Source organism: Variovorax sp. P4_D9 (assembly GCF_056401695.1).
The window spans coordinates 1-5325 of sequence record NZ_JBFUIU010000620.1 but is presented as its reverse complement, the minus strand read 5'-3'; the positions used below and the strand labels follow the sequence as shown (position 1 = coordinate 5325).

Sequence of the window (5325 nt, the reverse complement as noted above, 5' to 3'; positions counted from 1 at the left end):
GTATCTGCGTGGCCGACCTGCAGCGTGTCGGCCCAGGTGGTGCCGATGAAGGCGTCGATGGCGCCGATGCTCTCGCGCTGCGCCATCAGTGCGCGTATGAGCAGCTGAGGCTCGGCGGCGCCCTGGCCCCACATCAGCCGGTCGCCGGCTCGCACGATCGATCTCAGGTTTGGGCTGCCGGGGTCGAGAAATTGCATGAGCTGATGGCGTCGGGTGATTAATAATTGATGTTACGTCAGTTATGTGCTATTGTCGACCTGGAATCACTCGCGGGCCCGCGTCATTCCACGCGGCACGCGCTACTCCTTCCTGACCAGAGAGTTACTTGATGAAGCAAGCCACCATCGTCTCCCCGCTTCGCACGCCGGTCGGCGCCTTCGGCGGTGCCCTGCGCACGCTCACCGCCGACCAACTGGCGGTCCATGTCATCCAGGCCGTGCTGCAGCGCACGGGCCTGGACCCGAGCCTGATCGACGAGGTCGTGGTGGCGCAGTCCTATGCGTCCAGCGAAGCCCCTTGCATGGGGCGCTATGCCGGCCTGGCGGCCGGCCTGCCGCTGGAGGTGCCTGGCTACACCCTGGATCGTCGCTGCGGTTCGGGCCTGCAGGCCGTCATTGACGCCTCGATGATGGTGCAGACGGGCGCGGCCGAGGTGGTGCTGGTGGTTGGCGTCGAAAGCATGAGCAACATCGAGTACTACAGCACCGACATGCGCTGGGGCTCGCGCGCAGGCTCGGTGAGCTTGCATGACCGCTTGCAGCGCGGCCGCGAACGCTCGCAGCCCGTGGAGCGCTTCGGCGTCATTTCTGGCATGCCGGAAACGGCCGAGAACCTGGCACGTGAATACGGCATCGGCCGCGAGGAGGCGGATGCGTTTTCCGCGCGCAGCCACCAGCGTGCCGCGCAGGCCTGGGAACAAGGGAAGTTCAGCGACGAAGTGATCCCGGTGTCCGTGCCGCAGAAGAAGGGCGATCCGCTGCTGTTCTCGCGCGACGAGGGCATCCGGCCCGAAACAACCGTCGAAACCCTGGCCAAGCTGCGCCCCTTGCTCAAGGATGGCACCGTGACCGCCGGCAATTCCAGCCAGCAGAACGATGCCGCCGCCGCCTGTCTTGTGGTGGCCGAACACCGCGTGGCCGCGCTGGGTCTCACGCCCATGGGGCGCTTCGCGGGCTGGGCAGCTGCGGGGTGCCACCCGGCGACCATGGGCATCGGGCCGGTGCCCGCGGTGCAGAAGCTGGCGCAGCGCACAGGCGTCGCGCTGGAGCAGATCGATTTGGTCGAGTTGAACGAGGCCTTCGCGGCTCAGGCCCTCGCCGTGCTCAAAGGCTGGCAGTGGCATGACCCTGAGCGGCTCAATGTGAACGGCTCAGGCATATCGTTGGGTCACCCCATCGGCGCGACCGGCGTGCGCATGATGGCGACGCTCCTGCACGAACTAAAGCGCCGTCAGGGGCGCTACGGACTGGAGACCATGTGCATCGGCGGCGGCCAGGGTCTCGCAGCTCTTTTCGAAAGACTTTGAGAAAACGCAAATTCCTTCAATCAAGGGTTTTTTAGTAATTGACACAGGATCAGTTCTATAAGACACTGCGGGCATTCTCAATCCTGCATGAATGCATCAAAGGAGACAGCTGTGGAACTTCAAGACATGGTGCTCGTCAGCGTCGACGATCACCTGATCGAACCCGAGAACATGTTCGATCGGCACATGCCGGCGCAGTTCAAGGAACGTGCCCCCAAGGTGGTCCGAGGCACCGATGGCGCCCACCAATGGCAACTCGAAGGCATGCGCGCGCCGGGCCTCGGACTGAATGCGGTGGCTGGGCGTCCGAAGGAGGAGTTCGGCTTTGAGCCCGTGTCCTATGACCAGGTGCGCAAGGGCTGCTACGACGTCGATGCGCGCATCGAAGACATGAATGCCAACGGCGTGCTGGGCTCGATCTGCTTCGGTTCGTTCCCGGGTTTCGCCGGCGCCCGGTTCCAGAAGATGGCAGACAAGGCTCTCGCGCTCGCGACGATTCGCGCCTACAACGACTGGCACGTTCACGAATGGTGCGGCAAGCATCCGGCCCGTTTCATCAAGCTCGGCCTGCTGCCGCTGTGGGATGTGAAGCTGGCCGTAGCCGAAGTCGAACGCTTGGTCCGGCTCGGCGTGCACGCCATTTCATTCCCCGAGAATCCGTCGCTCATCGGCCTGCCGAGCCTGCACGCCGAAAGCTGGGAGCCGTTGTGGGCGGTCTGCGCCGCCAATGCGGTCGTCATTTGCTGCCACATCGGCTCTGCGGGCAACGCGCCCTACCCGTCGGACGAATCACCGATCGATGCATGGATCACTGCCATGCCGATCTCGATCGCCAACGCGGCGGCCGACTGGATGTTCGCGAGCTTCTGGAAGCGCTATCCGAAGCTGCGCATGGCGCTGTCCGAAGGCGGCATCGGCTGGATTCCCTACTTGCTCGAACGCGCCGATTTCACCCACCAACAGCACAGCCCCTGGACGCGCACCACGTTCGGCAAGGATCGGCCGAGCGATGTCTTCCGCCGCCACATCATCACCTGCTTCATTGACGACGAGTTCGGCCTGCGCAACCGGCAGGACATCGGCACGGACATGATCACCTGGGAGGCCGACTTCCCGCATTCCGATGCCACGTGGCCGTATTCGCCCGAGAACCTGTGGAAAGGCATTCGCAGCCTGCCGTCGGGCGACATCAACAAGATCACGCACCTCAACGCGATGCGCGAATTCAGCTACGACCCCTTCAGTGCATTGGGCGGCCGGGACGCCTGCACCGTGGGCGCGCTGCGCGAACTGGCGAAGCACGTGGACACGGCGCCAAAGTCGCGCGGCGGTCTGAACCCCGCGGGGGATGGCGACAAGCCGGTGACTTCCGCGGACATCAAGAAGATTCTTTCGCACATGTGATCGACGGCCTGCGCCGCGGCCCGGAGCCCCCCGTGTCATTCCAATTACCCCTGAAGTATCCCGGCAGCCTGTACATCGACGGCGAGTTTGTCGCCCTGGACCCGGCTGCGCGGGAAGAAGTGATCAACCCTTCCACCGAGGAGGTAGTCGCGCTCGCCCCGGTTGGCGGGGAGCCCGAGGTGCTGGCCGCCATCGCGGCGGCGCGGCAGGCCTTCGATCACGGTCCCTGGCCGCGCATGAGCGTGGCGGAGCGTGGGGTGGTCCTGCGCCGCATGCATGACTACCTGCTGGCGAATGCGGAAGCGATCTGTCAACTGATCACCCTCGAAGCCGGCTCGGTCCACACGCAGACCCGCAGCCGCCAGTTCGACGGGCCGATGAAGCACTTCCGCTATTTCATCGAAGCCGCGCTGCGCATGCCGCTGGTGCGCGCGCTTGCGCCCGAGGTCACGCCGTCACCCAAGGGCAAGGTTTTAGGCACCGGCTTTGTAGTGCGCGATCCCGTGGGCGTCATCGCTGCAATCACGCCCTACAACTACCCCTATTTCCTCAACGTCGCCAAAGTGGTGCCAGCCCTGCTGATGGGCAACACCTGCGTGCTCAAGCCCTCGCCCTACACGCCCTTTGAGGCGCTGATCCTCGCCGACGCGGCGCACGCTGCCGGCCTGTCGGCGGGTGTGCTGAACATCGTTACCGGCGGCAAGGAAGTGGGCGAACGCCTGACCACCCACGCCGATGTCGACATGGTGACCTTCACCGGCTCGGACAGCGTCGGCGCCGCCATAGCCGGGCAATGCGCACCGAGCCTCAAGCGCACGGTGCTGGAACTCGGCGGCAAGTCCGCCCTGATTGTGCGGCAGGATGCCGACATGGACCTCGCCGTGGCCACGGCCGTGCGCGGATTCACCGCCCATGCCGGCCAGGGCTGCGCGATGAACACCCGCGCCCTGGTGCACAACAGCATCCGCGCCGAGTTCTGCCGCCGCGCGGCCGAGATGGCCAAGGCCGTCAAGGTCGGCGACACCATGGACCCGGCCACGCAGATGGGGCCGGTGATCCGCGCCGTCGCTCGGGATCGCGTCGAGCGCTACACCGCCCTGGGCTTGGACAGCGGCGCCAGGCTGCTGGCCGGCGGCCGGCGGCCGGCGCATCTTTCCCGTGGCTTCTTCTGCGAGCCAACCCTGTTCGATGGCGTGGACAGTGACTCGCCGTTGGCGCAGGAAGAAATCTTCGGCCCGGTGGGTGTGGTGATCGGCTTCGACAGCGATGACGAAGCCATCAAGATCGCCAACCATTCGCAGTTCGGTCTGCGTGGCGGCATCCTCAGCGCCGACGCAGGCGCTGCCTACGAGATGGCGCTGCGCATGCGTACCGGCGGCGTCACCATCAATGGTGGTGCCGGCACGCAGCTCTCCAGCGGCCCCTTCGGCGGCATCCGTCGCTCCGGTTATGGACGGGAGTTGGGCGAAGAGGGGCTGCAGGAATTCACGCATCAGAAGCTCATCGAGATCCACGCGGCGTGAACTTCGACTACACCCTGGATCAGCGCCAGCTTCAAGACGAAGCGCGCAAATTCCTTACCGCGCGTTGCTCACCCGAGGTCGTGCGCGGAGTGCTGCACGAGTCTTCCTGTTCCTATGATGCCGGCCTGTGGGCGGAGATCGCCGGCATGGGCTGGTTGGGCAGTGTGCTGCCCGAGGCCCACGGTGGACTTGGCCTGGGTCATGTGGAACTCTGCGTGATCGCCGAAGAGATGGGCCGTGCGCTGGCGCCGGTGCCTTTTGCTTCCACCCTGTATTTCTTCGCCCAGGCGCTGATGCAGTCAGGCAGCGAGGTGCAGCAGGCGCGCTGGCTGCCCCGAGTTGCCGATGGCTCGTGCATCGGCTGCATGGCCACGGCAGAAGGCCCTGGCGATCCCTGGCCACGCCAACTGGGCCTGCGCTACGAAGCGGGCCGGCTGCATGGCGTCAAGCTGCCGGTGGTGGATGGCGATGTGGCGCACGCGGCCGTGGTGTTGGCGCAGGGCTCCGAGGGGCCGACGCTGTATCTGGTTGATCTCACAAGCGCGCAAGTTGAGCGGACTGCGCTCGACTCGCTCGACCCAACGCGCAGCCTGGCCCGTGTGGCCTTCCACGGCGCCGAGGCGGAGGTGCTGGGCACCCCGGGCGACGGTCTCGCCATGGCGCAGGCGATCCAGGATCGCGCTGCAGCCTTGCTGGCCTTCGAGCAGATTGGCGGCGCCGACCGCTGCCTGGAAGCGGCCCGCGACTTTGCGCTGGAGCGACAGGCTTTCGGCAGAGCTGTCGCCAGCTATCAGGCCATCAAACACAAGCTTGCTGACGTCTTCGTGCGCAACCAGCTGGCCCGCTCCAATGCCTATCACGCCGCCTGGGCCC

Annotated in this window: 4 protein-coding genes and 1 pseudogene; 4 read left to right on the top strand and 1 reads right to left on the bottom strand. The window is 65.7% G+C overall.

Annotated features, from left to right (window positions below; translation table 11 throughout):
• A pseudogene (locus AC1DY5_RS40740) lies at positions 1 to 197 on the bottom strand (hypothetical protein); the annotation flags it as partial.
• Between the two features lie 131 nt (positions 198 to 328).
• On the opposite strand from AC1DY5_RS40740, the gene AC1DY5_RS40735 reads away from it, so the two are divergent.
• The 4 genes from AC1DY5_RS40735 to AC1DY5_RS40720 form a co-directional block, all read left to right on the top strand.
• Complete coding sequence (locus AC1DY5_RS40735; protein ID WP_478120126.1) at positions 329 to 1525, top strand: acetyl-CoA C-acetyltransferase; 1197 nt, start codon at positions 329 to 331, stop codon at positions 1523 to 1525.
• A gap of 111 nt (positions 1526 to 1636) precedes the next feature.
• Positions 1637 to 2929: an amidohydrolase family protein gene (locus AC1DY5_RS40730; protein ID WP_478120125.1), complete on the top strand. Its 1293-nt coding sequence runs from the start codon at positions 1637 to 1639 to the stop codon at positions 2927 to 2929.
• A gap of 32 nt (positions 2930 to 2961) precedes the next feature.
• Positions 2962 to 4452: an aldehyde dehydrogenase family protein gene (locus AC1DY5_RS40725; protein ID WP_478120124.1), complete on the top strand. Its 1491-nt coding sequence runs from the start codon at positions 2962 to 2964 to the stop codon at positions 4450 to 4452.
• Positions 4449 to 5325: acyl-CoA dehydrogenase family protein (locus AC1DY5_RS40720; protein ID WP_478120123.1), on the top strand; the 877-nt coding region annotated here is incomplete at its 3' end. The genes AC1DY5_RS40725 and AC1DY5_RS40720, both read left to right, overlap by 4 nt.

Bases quoted from the DNA above. Each gene is read 5' to 3' on its own strand.
- AC1DY5_RS40735 (WP_478120126.1), top strand. From the start codon at position 329: ATGAAGCAAGCCACCATCGTCTCCCCGCTTCGCACGCCGGTCGGCGCC.